17 protein-coding genes and 1 tRNA gene are annotated in these 17,321 nt (G+C 63.2%); 11 read left to right on the top strand and 7 right to left on the bottom strand.

The annotated features are described in order from the left end of the window. Positions 1-96 precede the first annotated feature (96 nt). Positions 97-1,296, top strand: a complete 1,200-nt coding sequence (locus Q1A53_RS00810) for a cytochrome b/b6 domain-containing protein (protein ID WP_299962013.1) — start codon at positions 97-99, stop codon at positions 1,294-1,296. A gap of 377 nt (positions 1,297-1,673) precedes the next feature. On the opposite strand, the gene Q1A53_RS00805 is transcribed toward Q1A53_RS00810, so the two are convergent. Continuing rightward, complete coding sequence (locus tag Q1A53_RS00805; protein ID WP_299962011.1) at positions 1,674-2,246, bottom strand: YceI family protein; 573 nt, start codon at positions 2,244-2,246, stop codon at positions 1,674-1,676. Between the two features lie 309 nt (positions 2,247-2,555). Here Q1A53_RS00805 and rpsF point away from each other — a divergent pair, with 309 nt between their 5' ends. The 3 genes from rpsF to rplI are packed head-to-tail and all read left to right on the top strand — an operon-like array spanning position 2,556 to position 3,809. Next, positions 2,556-2,909 (top strand): 30S ribosomal protein S6, encoded by a 354-nt coding sequence (gene rpsF, locus Q1A53_RS00800; RefSeq protein ID WP_299962009.1) that lies wholly within the window; start codon positions 2,556-2,558, stop codon positions 2,907-2,909. Between the two features lie 26 nt (positions 2,910-2,935). Further along, the gene (gene rpsR / locus Q1A53_RS00795; protein WP_005982441.1) at positions 2,936-3,163 is read left to right on the top strand and encodes a 30S ribosomal protein S18; all 228 of its coding nucleotides are present in this window, start codon (positions 2,936-2,938) and stop codon (positions 3,161-3,163) included. A 10-nt stretch (positions 3,164-3,173) separates the two neighbouring features. After that, on the top strand, positions 3,174-3,809 hold the full coding sequence (gene rplI, locus Q1A53_RS00790) for a 50S ribosomal protein L9 (protein WP_299962007.1): 636 nt from the start codon (positions 3,174-3,176) through the stop codon (positions 3,807-3,809). A 49-nt stretch (positions 3,810-3,858) separates the two neighbouring features. Here the strand turns inward: rplI and Q1A53_RS00785 are convergent, their stop codons facing one another. After that, positions 3,859-4,359 carry a GNAT family N-acetyltransferase gene (locus Q1A53_RS00785; RefSeq protein WP_299962005.1) on the bottom strand — a complete coding sequence of 167 codons (501 nt, stop codon included), beginning with the start codon at positions 4,357-4,359 and terminating at the stop codon, positions 3,859-3,861. Positions 4,360-4,561: 202 nt separating this feature from the next. Between Q1A53_RS00785 and Q1A53_RS00780 the strand changes: the two genes are divergently transcribed. Continuing rightward, the gene (locus Q1A53_RS00780) at positions 4,562-5,002 is read left to right on the top strand and encodes a lytic transglycosylase domain-containing protein (RefSeq protein ID WP_299962003.1); all 441 of its coding nucleotides are present in this window, start codon (positions 4,562-4,564) and stop codon (positions 5,000-5,002) included. A 189-nt stretch (positions 5,003-5,191) separates the two neighbouring features. On the opposite strand, the gene tig is transcribed toward Q1A53_RS00780, so the two are convergent. The 3 genes from tig to guaB all read right to left on the bottom strand — a co-directional run bounded on the left by tig (position 5,192) and on the right by guaB (position 9,087). After that, a complete protein-coding gene (gene tig / locus Q1A53_RS00775) occupies positions 5,192-6,523 on the bottom strand; it encodes a trigger factor (protein WP_299962001.1) in 1,332 nt (443 codons plus the stop codon). 133 nt (positions 6,524-6,656) lie between these two features. Further along, positions 6,657-7,475, bottom strand: coding sequence for a type IV pili methyl-accepting chemotaxis transducer N-terminal domain-containing protein (locus Q1A53_RS00770; RefSeq protein WP_299961999.1), 819 nt, complete (start codon positions 7,473-7,475; stop codon positions 6,657-6,659). Between the two features lie 163 nt (positions 7,476-7,638). After that, entirely contained in the window at positions 7,639-9,087 is a 1,449-nt protein-coding gene (guaB, locus tag Q1A53_RS00765) for an IMP dehydrogenase (RefSeq protein ID WP_299961998.1), read from the bottom strand. 154 nt (positions 9,088-9,241) lie between these two features. Between guaB and speB the strand changes: the two genes are divergently transcribed. From speB to Q1A53_RS00740, 5 genes are all read left to right on the top strand, one after another. Further along, on the top strand, positions 9,242-10,219 hold the full coding sequence (gene speB / locus Q1A53_RS00760; RefSeq protein WP_299961996.1) for an agmatinase: 978 nt from the start codon (positions 9,242-9,244) through the stop codon (positions 10,217-10,219). A 234-nt stretch (positions 10,220-10,453) separates the two neighbouring features. Then, a complete protein-coding gene (locus tag Q1A53_RS00755) occupies positions 10,454-12,499 on the top strand; it encodes an ASKHA domain-containing protein (protein WP_299961994.1) in 2,046 nt (681 codons plus the stop codon). Next, a complete protein-coding gene (locus tag Q1A53_RS00750; RefSeq protein WP_299961993.1) occupies positions 12,496-13,347 on the top strand; it encodes a class I SAM-dependent methyltransferase in 852 nt (283 codons plus the stop codon). Before Q1A53_RS00755 ends, Q1A53_RS00750 begins: the two co-directional genes overlap by 4 nt. 47 nt (positions 13,348-13,394) lie before the next feature. Continuing rightward, positions 13,395-13,468: transfer RNA gene (locus tag Q1A53_RS00745), tRNA-Gly, on the top strand. Positions 13,469-13,652: 184 nt separating this feature from the next. After that, a complete protein-coding gene (locus Q1A53_RS00740) occupies positions 13,653-14,273 on the top strand; it encodes a hypothetical protein (protein WP_299961991.1) in 621 nt (206 codons plus the stop codon). 230 nt (positions 14,274-14,503) lie between these two features. On the opposite strand, the gene Q1A53_RS00735 is transcribed toward Q1A53_RS00740, so the two are convergent. Next, positions 14,504-14,947: a hypothetical protein gene (locus Q1A53_RS00735; RefSeq protein WP_299961989.1), complete on the bottom strand. Its 444-nt coding sequence runs from the start codon at positions 14,945-14,947 to the stop codon at positions 14,504-14,506. A gap of 81 nt (positions 14,948-15,028) precedes the next feature. Next, positions 15,029-16,645, bottom strand: a complete 1,617-nt coding sequence (locus Q1A53_RS00730) for a long-chain fatty acid--CoA ligase (RefSeq protein WP_299961987.1) — start codon at positions 16,643-16,645, stop codon at positions 15,029-15,031. Between the two features lie 116 nt (positions 16,646-16,761). On the opposite strand from Q1A53_RS00730, the gene Q1A53_RS00725 reads away from it, so the two are divergent. Beyond that, positions 16,762-17,244, top strand: coding sequence for a thioesterase family protein (locus tag Q1A53_RS00725; protein ID WP_299961985.1), 483 nt, complete (start codon positions 16,762-16,764; stop codon positions 17,242-17,244). The last annotated feature ends 77 nt before the right edge of the window (positions 17,245-17,321 follow it).

Raw genomic sequence — 17,321 nt, 5'->3', positions numbered from 1 at the left:
TTTTGGGGCCGACACGGGCACACAGCATCGAGACACCGCGGTTGCGCGACGCGCGCGACCGTACCACACACGAAATCAAACCGGGGGAGCCTCGCCATGGCGCTCAGCAATACCGCCACGCATTACGGCGCCGTCACAAAGAGCTTTCACTGGCTGACGGCCCTGTTGATAGTGACGCTAATCCCTCTGGGGGTCGTGGCCAACTGGTTGCCCTACGAGACGTCGGAGCAACTGGCGCGCAAAGCCTGGCTGTTTTCCCTGCACAAAACTCTTGGTGTCACCGTCTTTTTCGTGGCGCTCGCCCGGATCGGCTGGGCCTTGAGCCAGCCCAAACCCGGCCTGCTGCACCCGGATCGCAAGCTGGAAAGCTTCGCCGCCGAGACGGTGCACTGGCTGCTTTATGGCTCGCTTTTGCTGGTGCCGCTGTCGGGCTGGGTACATCACGCCGCCACCACCGGTTTCGCACCGATCTGGTGGCCGCTGGGCCAGAACCTGCCGTTTGTGCCAAAATCCGAAGAGCTCGCCTCCGCCGCCGCCGGGCTGCATGTGGTGTTCGAGCGGGTCTTGCTGGTCTCGCTGCTGTTGCACGCGGCAGGCGCGATGAAACACCACGTGATCGACAAGGACGCGACGCTGCGGCGGATGCTGCCCGGGCGACCAGAGGTGGCGCGCGCGGCCAGCGGTCACCGGGTCGCCCTGCCGCTGGTCGCGGCCATCGCCGCCTGGGGCGGGGCGCTAGCAATCGGCAGCACCCTGGGTCTTTACGAAAAGCACACCACCGCGGGCGCCGCCGCAGAGCTTGCCGCGGTGCAGTCCGAGTGGGTTGTGCAAGAAGGTGAGATCGGCATCAGCATCACCCAGATGGGATCGGAGGTCGCGGGCAGCTTCACGAACTGGACCGCTGCCATCAGCTTTGACGAGACCGTAACCGACGGTGTGGCAGGCGATGTGGAGGTCACGATTGCGATCGGCTCACTCAGCCTCGGGTCGGTAACCGGTCAGGCGATGGGCGCTGACTTCTTCAATGCCCAAGCCCATCCAACGGCGCAATTTACCGCTGACCTCATCCGGCAGGGCGATGGGTATGTGGCCGACGGCACCCTGACCATCAAGGATCAGTCGCTGCCTCTGAGCTTCCCCTTCACCCTCGATATCACCGGGGGCATCGCCACGGTCGCGGCCGATACCCGGCTTGACCGGCGCGACTACAACATCGGCGACGGGCAGACCGACGAAGGCTCGCTCGGCTTCGGGGTGGACGTGGCAATCTCGCTCACGGCAGCGCAGGGCGGCTAGGAACAAGGGGAAGACGGCGCTGCGCAGGCCATCTCGGCTGCATCCCGAAAAGGGTTCTTCGAAAAACCCTTGCGCGCGGCGAACAAGGCGAGACGTCTGCCAGCGTTTCCAGGCATTCCATCCGCCGGGGCACCGACGATACCGGTTCTGACTGGCCAGAGCGCCGGCATTTAGGCCGGTTTTCGCCGGAAATTGGCAGCGAATGTGATCATCGCGCCATCGCGGGGCGCAAGGTTTTTCGAAAAACCTTGCGGCGCAGAATTGGCAGGGCAGCGTCGGATCGGCAAGACTTGGCGTTCTCGGTCGGACAGCCCGCCCGCGCTACAAAAAAGGGCCGCGCATCCGCACGGCCCGCCTCACTATCACATACGTCAGGTCTACTCCGCCTTGGACGCCTCGATGGAGATCCTCACGTCCACCTCATCGCTCACCGCCGGCGCAAACGCACCCACGCCAAAGTCCGAGCGCAGCAGCGTCGTGGTGGCATCGAAACCGGCCCACTCCTTATTGGCCATCGGATGGGTGCCCGTCTGGTTCAGCACCGCGTCCAGCACGACTTCCTTTGTCGTGTCATTCATCGTCAGATCGCCGGTAATCTTGGCCGTATCCTCGCCCGTCACCTCGATGGAAGTGGAGGTGAAAGTGATCATGTCATCTTCTTCGGCACCGAAGAAATCCGCCCCCATGAAATGGTCTTCGCGCTTTTCCCAGCCGGTGAACATGCTCATGACGGGCATCGACACGGTGACAGAGGAGGCGGCGGGATCGTCCGCATCGAACATGATCTCGCCTTCAAAGCCCGAAAACATGCCAAAGGTGGTGGAATAACCAAGGTGATTGTAGCTGAACAGAACCTGGCTGTGGCTGCTGTCGAGCACGTATTTCTCTGCCGAGGCGGTGGCCATACCGGCGGTGGCGGTGAGTGCGGCCGCAAGGACGAGAGCTTTCATATGAGATGTCTCCTGTGTTGGATCAAGGTACCTCTATAAATGGGATCAATTGCGCCCGCGGCAATTGCGCGGCATCAAACAACTCGTGCGCGGCAATGAACAGCAACATGCGGTCTCGCGCGGCGGTGAACAGACCTCCAAGGGCCTGTACCACGACCAACACGCACACGCGGGCTTGCGCGCCGCGACAAAGCGTGTATACGAGCCGCTGCCTTGCTTACCAACCAACCGCGCAGTCTCTCGTGACGGGGCCGCAGGGCACTCAGGCCCCCTCTTTGAAATGCGCCTTGATAGAAATGAGGAACGCACATGCCTTTGTACGAGCATGTTATGATCGCGCGCCAGGACCTGTCCAACACGCAGGCCGAAGGGCTGATCGAACATTTTGGAACCGTCCTGTCCGATAACGGTGGATCGCTGGTCGATCACGAGTATTGGGGCGTCAAGACGATGGCCTACAAGATCAACAAGAACCGCAAGGGGCACTATGCCTTTTTGCGCTCGGACGCGCCCGCACCTGCCGTGCAGGAGATGGAGCGCCTGATGCGGCTGCACGACGACGTGATGCGTGTGCTGACCATCAAGGTCGACACCCACGCCGAGCTGCCATCCGTGCAGATGCAAAAGCGCGATGAGCGCGAAGGCCGCCGCGAGCGCCGTTGATCCCGTAGATAGGAAGGACCTAACCCATGGCCGCAAAACCATTTTTCCGCCGTCGCAAAGTCTGCCCCTTCTCGGGCGACAACGCACCCAAGATCGACTACAAAGACACCCGGCTGCTGCAGCGCTACATCTCCGAGCGGGGCAAGATCGTGCCCAGCCGGATCACCGCTGTCTCCGCCAAGAAGCAACGCGAACTGGCCCGCGCCATCAAACGCGCGCGTTTCCTCGCCCTGCTGCCCTACGCCGTGAAGTAAGGAGAAAGACATGCAAGTTATCCTTCTCGAACGTGTCGCAAAGCTGGGTCAGATGGGCGAAGTCGTCGATGTGAAGCCCGGCTACGCGCGTAACTTCCTGCTGCCACAGGGCAAGGCGCTCAGCGCATCCAAGGCCAATATCGAAGCCTTCGAAGAGCAGAAAGCCCAGCTTGAGGCGCGCAACCTGGAGACCAAGAAAGAAGCGGAGGCGCTGGCCGCCAAGCTCGACGGTCAACAGTTCATCGTGATCCGCTCTGCCTCCGATTCCGGTGCGCTCTACGGCTCCGTGACCACCCGCGATGCCGCTGATGCAGCGACAGAGGCCGGGTTCTCGGTGGACCGCAAACAGGTCGTGCTGCAACCCATCAAGGAATTGGGCCTGCACGATGTGCAGGTCGTACTCCACCCCGAGGTGGATGCAAACATCGAACTGAACGTGGCCCGCTCCCCCGAGGAAGCGGAACTGCAGGCCGCCGGTAAATCCATCCAGGAACTGGCCGCCGAGGAAGAAGCCGCAGCAGAGTTCGAAATCTCCGAGCTCTTCGAGGATATCGGTGCTGCGACCTCCGACGATGACGACCTGGCAGAGGCCGTCTCTGACGAGACCCCCGCCTCGGGCGATCAGGAAGACACTGCCGGTCGGTAATCTGACCTGCAAGATGATTGAAAGCCGGGCGCATCGCGTCCGGTTTTTTTTATGTCTCTAAATCAAGGCGGTAGAGATAGTCATCGCGCGGGATACCGTCGATGCGCACCTCATCCGGCTTCAGCGCCAACCGCCGAAAGCCCGCGCGTTCGTAAAAGCGGATTGCCCGGAAATTGGCGGTATCAACGGACAGATCCAGATAGCAGACGCCCGCGCTGCGCGCTTCGTCCGAGACCGCGCGCAGCATCGCCAGCGCCGCCCCCTGCCGGTGAGACGCTGCACGGACGAAAAACGGCCCCAGCTCAGCACGATGCGCCAGCCTTGCCCGCGGCGATCTGCGGTAGCCGCAAAATCCGATGAGGCTGGTGCTGTCAAAAACACCGCGAAAATTTCCATGCTTGAGGATGTCTTGAGCATCGGTTTCGGTTGTCTCGGCGGCTTCCTCCGCGCTTGTCAGGAACCCGAGCGGAAAGGCCCGTGTGCCCTCTCGCAACAGGTACAACCAAGCCATTGCGTGGTTAGGGGTAAGGGTCGACACCGTGAATGCCATGCGGTCTCCTTTCGTGCGCAGTGTCAACCTATGTCACCACGCCGGGGCCTGCAGCAGCAAAGGGCACGGCGACAGTGGCTCGGCGAAGAACGGCTGCGGCGGCCCACCGCCGATCCCGCGCCACGCCGCTTGCCAAGGTATGCCGGTCGGGCGATAGCCAGCAGCGTTTCAGAACAGGATGCCCCCGATGATACCGCGCCGCATGTTTCTTTTGACCGCCACCGGCTGGCTGGCCGCCTGCGCCCGAACGCCTGCGCAAGTTGAACCGCCGCTCTATCCCAATGAGACGCCCGCGCTGCGGCGCTCGATCAACCATTACGCGGATCTTTATGAACTGCCGCGCCCGCTGGTGCACAAGCTCGCCATCCGGGAAAGCACGCACCGGCCCGGGGCGCGCAACGGGCCTTATTACGGGTTGCTGCAGATCCTGCCGAAGACGGCCCGCACCATGGGGTTCCGAGGGCGCCCGCGCGAGCTGCTGGATGCGGATACCAACTTGAAATACGCGGGGAAATACCTGCGCGGCGCCTGGCTTTTGTCGGACGGCGATCATGATACGGCGATACAATGGTACGCACGCGGCTATTACTACGAGGCCAAGCGCCGCGGCATGCTGGTCGAGACCGGCTTGCGCCAAGGGTAGAGCAGCCCGCGGTCAAGCTACCCGACATAGAACCTACCAGGCACCCAGAGTTTTTCGAAAAACTCTGGGCCAGCGCCGGGCCTTCAATGATATGAGACAATCTGTCGGGCGCTGACTTGCGCGAGACAGTGTCAGAAGCGCGGGAAAAGGGTTTTCGAAAACCCTTTTTGCCCAGCTGGCGGCAAAGACTTACTCGTCTTCCAGCGCCTCGACGGCCTTTTGCAGATCGTCCTTGGAGACTTCTTTCTCGGTGATCTCGGCCTGCTCAAAGACGTGGTCCACAACCTTGTCCTCGAAGAGCGGCGCGCGCAGCTGCTGCTGCATCTGCTGGTTCTGCTGCACGAACTCAAAGAACTGACGCTCCTGCCCGGGATACTGGCGCGCCTGCGCCATGATCGCCTGGCTCATCTCGGCGTCTGTCACCTCGACATCGGCCTTCTGACCGATCTCGGCCAGCAAGAGACCCAGACGCACGCGGCGTGTCGCCAAGGCGGTGTGCTCCTCCGTCGTCTCGATCTCAGGGTGGTCGTGGCCCTCAACCTCGGGGTTTTCCTCGTGCCAGAGGTGATGCGCGATCTGCTTGGCCTCCGCCTCCACCAGCGAGGGCGGCAGGTCGAAATCCATCATCTCGTCCAAACGGTCGAGCAACCCGCGCTTCATCACGGCGCGCGCGGCGCCGGCGTATTCGGCCTCCAGCCGCTCGGCGATCTGACCTTTGAGCGCGGCCAGATCCTCTGCGCCGAACTTCTTGGCCAGCTCATCGTTGATCTCGGCAGCGACGGGTTGCTTCACGTCCTTGATGGTGCAATCGAAGGTCGCTTCCTTGCCCTTGAGGTTCTCGGCCTGATAATCCTCGGGGAAGGTGACGGTCACCTGCATCTCCTCACCGGCCTTCGCGCCGACGAGCTGTTCCTCGAAACCGGGAATGAAGGAATTCGATCCCAGCACCAGCGGATAATCCTCGGCCGCGCCGCCTTCGAAAGCTTCGCCGTCGACCTTGCCCACGAAATCCATGACCACCTGATCGCCATCCTTGGCCTTGGTGCCCTTCTTGCGAGATTTGAAATCCTGCGCGGTCTCCGCGAGGCTTCCCAGAGCCTCGTCAATGGCGGCATCCTCTGCCTTGACCACGAGCTTTTCCAGCTTAATCTCGCTGAAATCGGCCTCGGGGATCTGGGGCAGCGCCTCGTAGGACATGGAGACCTCGACGTCGTCGCCCTCTTTCCAGTCCTCATTGGTCATCTTGACCTCGGGCTGCAGCGCGGGGCGGTCCCCTGTTTCCTCGAAATGCGAGGACATGGCGCCATCAATGCTTTCCTGCATGGCTTCGCCCATCACGCGCTGGCCGAACTGTTTTTTCAAGAGCGCCATGGGCACCTTGCCCTTGCGAAAGCCCTTCATCTCGACGTCGGGCTGCGCCTCGGCCAGCTTCTCGTTGACCTTCGCCTCCAGTTCTTCGGCGGTAAGCGTGATGGCATAGCCGCGTTTCAGACCTTCGTTCAGCGTCTCGGTGACCTGCATGTGTGCTCCATATAAGCAAGGCGCGCGAGAGGCGCGCGGGCGTCAAATTTCCGCTCTTCTATGTGGCCGGGATGAAAGGTGCAAGAGGGCGTGCCGCGCAATCGCGTGGGCACCCCAAACGGATGCCGGGCGCTTACTGCAGGTAGCTTTGGACGGCGCTTTCCATCTCTTGCAGAACGAGGTTGCCAAGTTCGGCGATCTGCAGGCGTTCATCCGGGCCGATGTCCGGGTTCTCCTCGATCCTGCGCGCGAGCGCCTTGAACTCGGCCCATGTCGTGTTGGTCTTCTCGAGCAGGCTGCGCACATCCTCCAAAGGCGGCGGCAGGATGCCGTCCTGGGGCGCGCCTGCGAGCAGCTTGGCCATGGCCGCGTCGAATTGGGCGATGGTCTCCTCGATCAGCTCAACGGATCCTTCGCGTTCGAGACCGATGGTCCGAAAACACAGCTCCTTCGACAGCTTCTGGCTCAGCATGCGCTGGCGCCCGGCGGTGGCCAAGGTGGTCACCATCTCGGGCGAGACGTTCTCATTGGCATAATGGGTGCCCATCTGCAGCACGGTGGCGTGCATGCGTTTCAGCGTCTCGATGTTCAGCTGGATGAGCTGCTGCATGGGGACGGAGTGCAGATCTCCTGCCGCGATCTGCCGGGCCGCGGGGCCCAGCTCTGCCCAGAGCGTCTCGACCTCGCTCAGGTTATCGAGCACGTCCTGATGGATTTCCGGCAGCATGCCCAGTTCGGGATCCCCCTCGCGGATGGCGAGCAGCACCTGGTTGAACCGGTGAAAGGTCTCATCCGTATGGGCGGCATAGGTATCGGGCTCGATCCCCGCCATCACGAAACAGGCGTTCTTGGCGAGCCGCTGGGTCAGCATCCGTTGCCTGCCCGCGTTGTCCACACGGTTGCGCGCATTGGTCTCTTCCGAGACCTGCGCGGTCTCATCCGCATGAAGCATGGACGCGGGCAAGGTGAAAGAAACAGGCGCCAGGGTCAGGCTCAGGAGCAAACGGCCGGGTATCAGAAAACGCATCACACACCACTCAACACAAGCCCACCCGGGTCCGGCCTACGAGTGGAGTGTTAACATCCGGTTACCGCGGCTCCCCCGCCCACGGGATCTAGCCCGCGCGGTAGTTGGGCGCCTCGCGGGTGATCTGGACGTCGTGGACGTGGCTTTCCTTGAGGCCTGCGCCGGTGATCTTGACGAATTTGCAACCGGTGCGCATCGCGTCCACCGTGGCGCAGCCGGTATAGCCCATGGCCGCACGCAACCCGCCCACAAGCTGGTGGATCACCGCGCCCGCGCTGCCCTTGTAGGCCACCTGCCCCTCGATCCCTTCGGGCACCAGCTTGTCGGAGGCAGCGTCCTTCTGGAAGTACCGATCCGCCGAGCCACTGGCCATGGCGCCGAGGCTGCCCATGCCTCTATAACTCTTGAAGCTGCGGCCCTGGTAGAGGATGACCTCGCCGGGGGACTCATCCGTGCCCGCGATCATGGAGCCCACCATGGCGCAGGAGGCCCCCGCCGCGATCGCCTTGGCGAAATCGCCGGAGAACTTGATGCCACCGTCCGCAATCACCGGCACGTCGCCCGCGGCGGCCGCGCAATCCATGATCGCTGTCAACTGCGGCACGCCCACGCCCGCCACCATCCGCGTGGTGCAGATGGACCCCGGGCCGATCCCGACCTTGACCGCATCCGCACCGGCGTCGATCAGCGCCCGCGTGGCCTCGCCCGTGGCCACGTTGCCTGCGACGATCTGCACCTCGTTGGACAGCGCCTTGGCCCGCCGCACCGCAGCCGCCACCCCTTCGGAATGGCCATGGGCCGTGTCGATGACGATCATGTCCGCGCCCGCGTCCACCAGTGCTTCGGAGCGTTCAAAGCCCGCGTCACCCACGGTCGTCGCTGCCGCCACGCGCAGACGTCCGAGCGCATCCTTGCAGGCGGTGGGGTTTAGCACGGCCTGCTCGGTGTCCTTGAGCGTCAGAAGCCCCGTCAGCTTGCCTTGTGCATCGGTGATCAGCAGCTTTTCGATGCGCCGCGCCTTCATCAGGCTGATGGCTTCTTCGCGGTCCGCGGGCTCATGCAGGATGGCAAGGTTATCGGTCGTCATCATGACGGACACGGGCGTCGCATCATCGCTGGCAAAGCGCATGTCGCGGTTGGTGACGATCCCCACGACGCGGCCCTGCGCGTCCACGACCGGAAAGCCAGTCACGCGGTAGCGCTCCTGCAGATCCTTGGCATCAGCCAGTGTCTGGTTGGCCTTGAGCGTGATGGGGTTGTAGACGATCCCGCTCTCGAACCGTTTGACGCGGCGGATCTCGCGGGCCTGTTCGTCGATGCTCAGGTTGCGGTGGACGACACCGATGCCGCCCGCCTGCGCCATGGCGATGGCCATGCGCCCTTCGGTGACCGTATCCATGGCAGAACTCAGCAGCGGGATGTTCATGGCGATGTCGCGCGTCACGCGGGTGCGCGTGTCGGCGGTGGACGGCAGGACCGAGGACGCCCCCGGTACAAGCAACACATCATCAAAGGTGAGAGCCTCACGAATCTCCATTGCTACCTCGCTATGGGATGTTCATTTGGCAGTTTCCTATTTCACGGGCAGGCTGAAATGGAAAGGCTTAAAAACCCGCAGCGCTGTGGTCTCGGCCATTGCCAGCCCACGCCCGCGCGGCAACACTCCGGCGCAATGAACAAGGAGACGATGCATGGCGGGACACGGGTATGAGAGCGGGAGGCTGGATCTGCCGTTTGTGGGGATTTCGACCTTTGGCAAACGGCCGTACGTGGCGGACTGGCAGGCGATTGACGCGGATGTCGCCGTGTTGGGCGCGCCCTTTGATGCAGGCACCCAGTGGCGGTCGGGCGCGCGCTTCGGGCCGCGCGGGGTGCGCGAGGCCTCGACCCTCTTCAGTTTCGGACATGCAGGCGCCTATGATCACGAGGATGACGCGACCTATCTCGGCGCAGATGTGCGCATCGTGGACATCGGTGATGCGGATATCGTGCATACGGACACCGACGCCAGCCACGCCAATATCGAAGCAGGCGTACGCGCGATCCTCGCCTCTGGGGCGCTGCCGGTTGTGATCGGCGGCGATCATTCGGTCAATATTCCCTGCATCCGCGCTTTTGACGGGTGCGCAAACCCTTTCCACATCCTGCAGATCGACGCTCACTTGGATTTCGTGGACGAACGCCACGGGGTGCGCCACGGCCACGGTAACCCCATGCGCCGCGCGGCAGAGCAGCCTTTTGTCAGTGGCCTCACGCAAGTGGGCATCCGCAACGTCAGCTCCACCGCGCGCGAAGGCTACGCCGATGCACGCGCCATGGGCTCGACCATCCTGTCGGTGCGGCAGGCGCGCGCCATGGGACCGCAGGCGCTGGCCGCGACCCTGCCCGATGGCATGCCGCTCTATATCACCATCGACATTGACGCCTTCTGCCCCTCCATCGCGCCCGGCACCGGCACGCCGAGCCACGGCGGATTTCTCTACTATGATGTGCTGGAGATCCTGCAGCAAGTCACCCGCAGGCACCCGGTCATCGGCATCGACCTGGTAGAGGTCGCCCCCGACTACGATCCCACTGGCAGCACCGCGATCCTCGGCGCACAAGTGCTGCTGAACCTGCTCGGCTTTATCTTTCACGCGCGCGCGGGTGATCCCGCCCTGCGCCCCTGAAAGGTGCCATCCCCGCGCGCGTCATACTCGGGCCTGACCCGAGTATCTCCCGCCACAGCACAGAGCGCCCTCACCCGCTCCTGCGTCCCACGACAAACCCCTTTCATGATCATCATGACAATTCCGGGCGGGCAATGGCGCGGCTGATGTATTACATGCCGCAGATCAGCATCAGACCCGCGCCGCCGGGCGGTAGGGTCCGGATATGACAGTGCACCGAGGGAGCAAAGATAGATGAACAGCGATCCCCTTGTGGTCTTCACCCCCTCGGGCAAGCGGGGCCGGTTTCCGGTGGGCACGCCCGTCCTGACGGCAGCGCGGCAGCTGGGCGTCGATCTCGATTCCGTCTGCGGCGGTCGTGGTATCTGTTCGCGCTGCCAGATCACCCCCGGCTATGGCGAATTTTCCAAACACGGCGTCACCGTGCGTGACGGCGCGTTGACCGAGTGGAACACGGTTGAGCAACGCTACAAGGACAAACGCGGGCTGACGGAAGGCCGACGTCTGGGCTGTCAGGCTCAGGTCCAGGGCGACGTCGTCATCGACGTGCCCGCCGAAAGCCAGGTGCACAAGCAGGTGGTCCGCAAGCGCGCAGAGGCGCGCGATATCACGCTCGACCCGGCAGTTCGGCTTTATACCGTGCAGGTGGCGGAGCCCGACATGCACGACCCGACCGGCGATCTGGAGCGGCTGCGCGCCGCACTCAGCGCTCAACATCAAGTCGACGGTGTCACTGCGGATCTCACGATGCTGCAGCAGATGCAGCCCCTTTTGCGCAAAGGCGGCTGGACAGTGACCGTCGCTGTGCATTGTGGCGATGCGGAAAGCCCGCCGCGTGTGGTGCACATCTGGCCGGGGCAGCATGACGGCACCATCTACGGTCTGGCGGTTGATCTCGGCTCCACCACCATCGCGGCACATCTGTGCGACCTGCAGACCGGCGCGGTGCTGGCCTCCTCCGGGTTGATGAACCCGCAGATCCGCTTTGGCGAGGATCTGATGAGCCGGGTCAGCTACGCGATGATGAACGACGGCGGGGCGGCCGAGATGACGCGCGCGGTGCGCGCGGGCATGCGGGACCTCTTTACCCAGATCGCGGAGGAGGCCGGGGTGGACGCGGGCCTGATCGTCGATGCGGTCTTCGTCTGCAACCCGGTGATGCACCATCTGCTGCTGGGGATCGACCCGTTCGAGCTGGGCCAGGCGCCCTTTGCGCTCGCAACCAATGGCGCGCTCTCACTGCACAGCGCGGAATTGGAGTTGAACATCCACCCTGCGGCCCGCGTCTATCTGCTGCCCTGTATCGCCGGTCACGTAGGCGCGGATGCCGCCGCCGTGGCGCTGTCCGAGGCACCGGATAAATCCGACGATCTGGTGCTGGTGGTGGATGTGGGCACCAACGCGGAGATCCTGCTGGGCAACCGGGACCGGGTGCTCGCCTGCTCCTCGCCCACGGGTCCCGCCTTTGAGGGCGCGCAGATCAGCGCGGGCCAACGCGCGGCCCCCGGTGCCATCGAACGGGTCGAGATCGACCCCGAGAGCAAGGTCCCCCGGTTCAAGGTCATCGGCAGCGATCTGTGGTCGGATGACCCGCGCTTTGCCGATGAGATCGGCACCACCGGCATCACGGGCATCTGCGGCTCGGGCATCATCGAAATGGTGGCAGAGATGCGCGTACACGGGATCGTGGACGCCGCGGGGCTCATCGGCGGGCCCGAGCAAACCGGAACCGACCGATGTTTTCTCGACGGGCGGACCTATTCCTATCTGGTGCATGACGCGTCAGATACGGGCGGCCCCCGGATCACCGTCACCAACCGCGACATCCGCGAGATCCAGATGGCCAAGGCAGCGCTCTATTCCGGGGCGCGGCTGCTGATGGACAAGTTCGACGTCGATGCCGTGGACCGGGTGGTGCTGGCGGGCGCCTTTGGCGCGCATATCTCGCCCAAACACGCCATGGTGCTGGGCATGATCCCGGATGCGCCACTGGACAAGGTCACCTCTGCCGGGAATGCGGCGGGCACCGGGGCGCGCATCGCCCTGCTGAACCATGCCGCCCGGGCCGAGATCGAGGCGACGGTGCGCGCTATCCACAAGATCGAAACGGCGATCGAGCCACGGTTTCAGGAGCATTTCGTCAATGCCTCCGCCATGCCCAACGCGGTCGACCCCTTCCCCATCCTCAACGGTCTGGTCAGCCTGCCGCACGTCAGCTTCAACACCGGTGGTGGCGGTGTCGGCGAGAGCGGCGGACGCAGACGGAGACGCCGCGCATGACCATGGACAACAGCGATCAGGCGGAATTCTGGACCGAGGCTGGCGGGGCAAAATGGGTCGCTCAACAGCAAGCGCTCGATACCTTCATGGCGCCAGTACTGGAGGCTGTGCTGACACGCGCGGATCTGCGGCCGGGTCAGCGCGTGCTCGACATCGGCTGCGGCACCGGTGCCAGCAGCCTGCGCGCGGCAGAAGCGGTGGGCGCGTCGGGCAGCGTGCTGGGGCTGGACATCTCTCCCACCATGCTGGCGCGCGCACGGATGCGCGGCGAAGGTCAGCCAAACTTGGCCTTTCTGCAAGCCGACGCGGCAGAGCACCGGTTTGAGCCGGGCGCATTCGATGCGCTGATCTCCCGCTTTGGGGTGATGTTCTTTGCCGACCCGGTCACAGCCTTCGGCAACATCCGCAAAGCCCTGGCACCCGGCGCCCCGCTGACCTTTGCCGCTTGGGGACGGATCGAGGCCAACCCGTGGTTCACCACCGCGGCCCAGGCGGCGAAAGCCCGTCTGGGCGCACCACCCGCGGTTGATCCCGATGCACCGGGGCCGTTTGCCTTTCGCGACCCGGCACGGATTTCTGCACTGCTGACAAAAGCCGGGTTCACGGATGTAGATATCGAGGTGGCCGCGCTACAACTGACCCCGCCCGGTACCCCTGAAGAGGTTGCGCGCATGGCCACCAGCATCGGCCCCGCGGCCCGCACGCTCGATCACTTCGGCGGAGATGCGGCCGATTTGGAGGCCATCGCTGCGGGCATCCAGCAGGCATTCCGCGCCTTTGAGACCGACGAAGGTGTCCGCGTTCCGGCAGAAATCAATTTCACCCGCGCGCGCTGCCCCACCGGGTGACAGGGCTTGACCCAGTGCTGCGAAATCACTAACCCACCCGCACGGATGCGGGTATGGTGAAAAGGTATCACGCGAGCTTCCCAAGCTTAAGTTACGAGTTCGATTCTCGTTACCCGCTCCAGCATGGTCTCCGCTGAACCGTCGCCCTAAAGGGCCTCCAAGACGCACGTCTATCGTCTAGATTATGATTTGCGGACAGCGCGCACCAACCAGGACATTCGAGCGCCGACCCTAAACAACGAACATAGTTTTGATGTTGTTCGTCTTTTGATCTACTTATGATCCAATTGTTTTAGGACTTTCGCGTGCGTCAAATACCAGCTGTCTGTCAATCCTGTGGTTTCGTCCATCCCTCCGGCTACGGCTACAATCGAGGCGGAAACTTCTGGTGCAACAGGACGAACTGTCCTTGTTGTGGTGGGCCGTCCAATGCCCTCGACGGATACGGCGCGCTGATCGACGGTCTCGTCGTTTTCGTTGTCTCGCCGGACTACACTCGTCAACAAAAGGTGGAGTTTTTCCAACTTGCGCAGGATGTCGCAAACAAAAAACTGTCTGTCGAGGCTACTGAGAAAAAACTGGGCGGCCATCGAAGTGATCGCACCCGTCTGCTTCGTGAATGGATGGTAGCTGGAGGAACTGTGCTTGCTGCTCTGGCGACGACTGGGCTTCTTTTATTAGCCGCCGCTGATCGCGGCGCCAATACGCCGCTCGAAGAAATTGCGATGGATGAACTGGAATCTGAGATAGCAAGGCGACAGGCAGTCAAATACCCCACTGTCTTAAGGCCACAGACCCGGCCAGCTGTTAGCCCACAAACGAACAATAGTCATAGCGCTGGCACCAAAAAAAACACCCCAAATGAAAACCGAAAAATGCGTCGGGCCAGAGCGAAAAAAGAGCGCTCGAAACCGAGCCACAACTAACCTTCTTGAATTGTAGATCTCCATAGCACTTCAATTCCATTTCTGGTCGCGCGCTCCATTGCTCGGAGCCACCTAGCTTGGTTAGCCATCGGTTATCGCACGGGGGACCGATCGGAAACGCATACTACTCGAGTCCGCAAGATGTTGCTCAAGGCTGCGTTGGGCCGCACGCAGCGCAATACTCTTGGTAAGCATACACTGCTGCTTCAGTGCTCGGGAGGCGCGCCCGTTTAGTCCAGCGCGAAGGTCAGCCCAAAGGTCAGAACCCCGTCGGTCGACTGGCCATCGGCTGGCAGCGCCTGGACAAAGACATTCCGGTACCGCGCCTGAAGACCCAAAAGCGGGATCACATCGCCCGCAGAAGTATCGAAACGGTCACCCTCGCCGGGGTAGACCGCCAGGCCGATGAACCCACCTACTTCGAATTCCGGTGCCACTTCAACATCGTAGCCGATGGAGACCAGAGGCGAGACGTTGGAATAGCTGTTCTGGAACAGCCCCACGCTATAGTCGAACGTAGGCCCTTCCCAGGTCAGAAACAGACCCGGATTGAACTCGCGAAAGTCCTCGGTCGCGTTGATATGTTCTGAGCCCAGCAGGATCGACACACGGTCTGGCCCGGCAAGGGCTGCCCCCGGCAACGCGGCGGCAAGGATCAGGGCGGACAGTTTCATCTCACAACTCCCAGGCAAGAACCATCTGTGGTTGAGAGCCTTACGCGGTTTCGCGTAACCTGTCTGTGGAAATCCCCGGCCTCATTGCAGGATATCCGCGAAAGTGTCCCGCAAGTCACGTTTCAGCACTTTGCCGGTGGCGTTGCGTGGCAGCGTGTCGACAAAGGTCACGCGGTCCGGGATCTGCCATTTGGCGATCTTGCCGTCGTAGATGTCGAGGATTTCCTGCTCTGACGGGTCGTGGTCCGGCGCCCTGACCGCCACCAGTACGGGGCGTTCGTCCCATTTGGGATGCGGCGCGCCGATCACGGCAGCGTCGCTGAGCGCGGGGTGGGCAATGGCGATGTTTTCCAGCTCGACCGAGCTGATCCATTCGCCGCCCGACTTGATGATGTCCTTGGCACGGTCGCGGATGTTCAGATAGCCGTCGGCATCCAGCGTGGCGATATCGCCGGTGTCGAACCAACCCTCCTGCAGCGTGTTCTCCTGGCTCATCCGGAAATAGGCATCGAGCACGAAGTGACCGCGCACCAGCAAGCGGCCCTCGGTTCTGCCGTCATGCGGCAAGGGCGCGCCAGCGGCGTCCACGATCTTCAGCTCGACACCCCAGGGCGGGCGGCCCTGGTTCTCGCGCAGTTGGGCCAGCGCGTCCGGCGCCAGATCGCGGTGGCTGGCCGTGGGCTGGTTGACGGATCCGATGGGTGACATCTCCGTCATGCCCCAGGCGTGGATCGTCTCCACCCCGTAGCGGTCCCGAAAGGCGGTCATCATCGAGGGCGGGCAGGCGGACCCGCCGACAATGGTGCGCTTGAGGCTGGAGAGGGTGCTGCCTGCCGCCTCTGCCGCGCCCAGCAACCCCAGCCAGATGGTCGGCACACCGAGCGCGACCGACACGCCATACCGGTCGATCAGCGCCACGAGCGAGGCACCATCGAGCCCGGGCCCCGGCAGCACCATCCGCGCGCCCACCATGGCGGCGGCATAGGGCGACCCCCAGGCATTGACGTGGAACATCGGCACCACGGGCAGCACGGTGTCCATGGCCGAGAGGTTCAGGCTGTCCGCGAGGTTGCACGCGAGGCTGTGCAGGACAGTGGAGCGGTGAGAGAACAGCACTCCCTTTGGGTTGCCCGTGGTCCCGGAAGTATAGCAAAGGCTGGAGGCGGTTTGCTCGTCAAAGACCGGCCATGGGTCATCCGCGCTGCCGCCTGACAGCAGATCATCGTAGGCAATCAGGCCCGGAAGGGTGCCGGCGTGATCGCCGATGTCCGGCTCCAGCAGCACCAGATGCCGCACGGTTTTCAGCCGGTCGCGGATGCTGGCCACCAGCGGCACGAAACTCGTATCGAGAAAGAGCACCTCATCTTCGGCGTGGTTGATGATATAGACCAGCTGATCGGGAAAAAGCCGCGGGTTGATCGTATGACACACCAAACCGCCGCCCGAGGCGCCAAAATAGATCTCCAGATGACGGCGGTTGTTCCAGGCGATGGTGGCACATCGTGTCTGCGGATCCAGCCGGAGCGCCGTGAGGGCCGCAGCGAGCTGGCGGGCATTTCGCCCGACGGTGGCCCAGTCGGTGATCTCGACGCTGCCGTCCGTACTGACAGAGATGATCTCGGTCGCGCTGTGGTAGCGGGCCGCGTGGGCGATCTGCGACGAAATCAGCAGCGGCGCGGTCATCATCTGGCCCAGCATATCGGCCCCTCCCCTTGGTCTTGTCCGCGGGCGCCCGCGGGTCGTGCCACCCTGCCGGGCCGGACGCGCGCTGGCAAGTCTTGGCAAGCGGGGGACGAGGGCGTAAGGCTCCGCCTATGACCATGCCCTATATCACCCCGCTGACCGCCGCCCAGCAGACCGAGCTTGGGATCGCGCCCCCTGCCCCTCTGGCCATGGCGGACCGCGTCCGGTTTTCCGAGCTCGACGCGCTGCACCACGTCAACAATGCGGTCTATATGGAGTGGTTCGAACGCGCCCGGATCCGATATGTGCAAGACTATGGGCTGTCGGCATACGATGAGGCGGGCGACGCTCCGCGGATCGTGATCCGCTCGGGCGAGATCCACTACCGGCGCGAGATGTTGATGGATGAGGACTACGTGGTGACCTGCGGCTGTACCGGTTTTCGCAGGACGTCGTTTTCGCTGGCGCAGACTCTTTGGGCCGGTGGCAGCCTGCGGGCCAGTTTCACCTGTGTGCTGGTGCTGCTGACGCAGGATGGATCCGGTCGGTTTCCGATCCCGGACGAGGTCCGGCAGCGCTTTGTCGAGCGGGATGGCGCAACGCAGGACGGATGATCGCAACCGGCACCCTTTCAGCGGGGCTGGGAGGGAGAAAGCCGCCTCCCCTCCATCGAGGAGGGTCGGCGGCTGCC

The sequence above is a fragment of the uncultured Roseobacter sp. genome (assembly GCF_947496515.1).
Classification (GTDB): Bacteria; Pseudomonadota; Alphaproteobacteria; order Rhodobacterales; family Rhodobacteraceae; genus Roseobacter.
The sequence above is the reverse complement of the archived record's forward strand: the minus strand, read 5'-3'. Positions and strand labels throughout refer to the sequence as shown.